This window comes from Streptomyces sp. TRM68367 (genome assembly GCF_014495685.1).
In the GTDB taxonomy this organism is placed as follows: domain Bacteria; phylum Actinomycetota; class Actinomycetes; order Streptomycetales; family Streptomycetaceae; genus Streptomyces.
The window spans coordinates 1-1,671 of the sequence record NZ_JACTVI010000259.1 but is presented as its reverse complement, the minus strand read 5'-3'; the positions used below and the strand labels follow the sequence as shown (position 1 = coordinate 1,671).

Sequence of the window (1,671 nt, the reverse complement as noted above, 5' to 3'; positions counted from 1 at the left end):
GGTTGGGCTGCTCGCGCATGTCACGAGCGTGATCGCGTCGGGGAGATCATCTGTCGGTCCGCTTCGGGTCGTCTTCCTCGGATCTCCTGCACGCTGGGCACTGGTGCCCCTACCGTGCGTGCGGGGTCGCGATGGCGGGCCCGCGAGGGGAGGGGACATGGCCCAGAACCTGATGGTGTGGCTGATAGAGCGCCGGGTGGTGCTGGAAGAACGCGCCGCGCAGCTGCGCAAGCAGTTGACCGACACCGAGGCCGAAGTGGCCCGGCTCGGGGCCGCCGAGGTCGTCTACCAGCAGTACCAGGAGGATGCCGAGGCCGGGCACCCTGACGCCACGGCCTGGCAGCAGGCTCTGGAAGAGGCCACCGGCGGCACCCCCGCGGCGCCCCCGCGGCCCGTGGGCACGCCCGGAGCCGCCGGCCAGCTGCTGATTCCCCACCACGGCCCCGACACCGGCACGGACGACCTGCCCGCCGAATACCAGAAGATCATGGAGATCGTCGCGGGCGGCGACAGCCCGCTGCAGGCCAAGGACGTGGCCCGCGAGCTGGGATTGGATGCGGTGCCGGCGAAGGTGGAGCCGGTGCGCGGGAAGCTGCGCAAGTTGGCCGAGCGCGGCTGGATCACCCGCACCCCCGCCGGACGCTACCTGCCCCGGTAGCCTGCGGCCGACCTGCCACAACGGCCGATTCGGGCCGCAACGCAAGCGCCCCCGGCGGGTGTTGGTCCATGCGTGAACAAGAAGACCAGCCCCGCCGAGGGCGACACCGGCCTTGTCTACTCCGTCCGCCTGCCGCTGTCCAGCGCGACCGTCAACCGCGTGGCCGGCCTGATCCGCGCCCACCGCAGACAGATCCGCTCCCGGTGGCGCAAGCTCGACGCCGGGCAGATAGCGCTGATCGTGCTGGCCCACCTGCGCAACGACGAGCGCCTGGCCGACCTGGCCGGCGGGAACGCGGTCTCGGCCTCCACGGTGCGGCGCTGGGTGCTGGAGGTCCTCGGCCTGCTGGCCGCACGTGCCCCCCGCCTGGACCGCGCGCTGGCCAAGGTGGCCAAGGACAGCGGCTGCGTGGTCCTGTTGGACGGGACGCTGATCCGTACCCGGCGGCGCAGTGGGCGGGCGAACCGGAAGAACTACTCAGGGAAGCACAAGGCGCATGGCCTGCTGTTTCTCGCCCTGACCGATGCGAAGGGGCGGCTTTTGTGGATCTCCTCGTCCCGCCGCGGCGCCTGCAGCGAGATCACGGCGGCCCGCTACGAGAAGCTGTGCGCGCGACTGCGCGAGCTGGAGCTTGCAGCGGTGGCAGACCTGGGCTTCGTCGGTCTGGACGAGGGGGCCGAGGAGCAGCAGGCGGTCATCACAGGGTTCAAGGCGAGCGGCGGCAAGCGCCTGTCGTCACCGAAGAAGGTCGTGAACCGGCTGATCAGCAGCCTACGGGCGCCGGTCGAGCACGGCTTCGCGAGCCTGAAGACCTTCCGGATCCTGACCAAGGTGCGCATGCATCCGCGGCACGCGACCGCGCTGGTGCGGGCCCTGCTGGTGCTGACGCACCACCAGGTAGCTCGGTGACCGATGATCTCCCCGCAATGATCACCGTGATGAGCTGCGCGAGCACCCCAACCACTCGTCACACCAGGACCGTTGACCTGCACGAATCACGATGGAACTTCCTC

Annotated in this window: 2 protein-coding genes; both read left to right on the top strand. The window is 70.4% G+C overall.

Going from position 1 to position 1,671, the window contains the following annotated elements; genetic code table 11:
- Nucleotides 1–157: 157 nt before the first annotated feature.
- Nucleotides 158–658, top strand: coding sequence for a hypothetical protein (locus tag H8R17_RS48485; protein ID WP_187828978.1), 501 nt, complete (start codon nt 158–160; stop codon nt 656–658).
- A 72-nt stretch (nt 659–730) separates the two neighbouring features.
- Nucleotides 731–1,567, top strand: a complete 837-nt coding sequence (locus tag H8R17_RS45355; RefSeq protein WP_187828977.1) for a transposase family protein — start codon at nt 731–733, stop codon at nt 1,565–1,567.
- The last annotated feature ends 104 nt before the right edge of the window (nt 1,568–1,671 follow it).

What these genes read in the sequence shown, in the direction of transcription:
- H8R17_RS48485 (WP_187828978.1), top strand. Translation starts at nt 158, where the DNA reads ATGGCCCAGAACCTGATGGTGTGGCTGATAGAGCGCCGGGTGGTGCTG.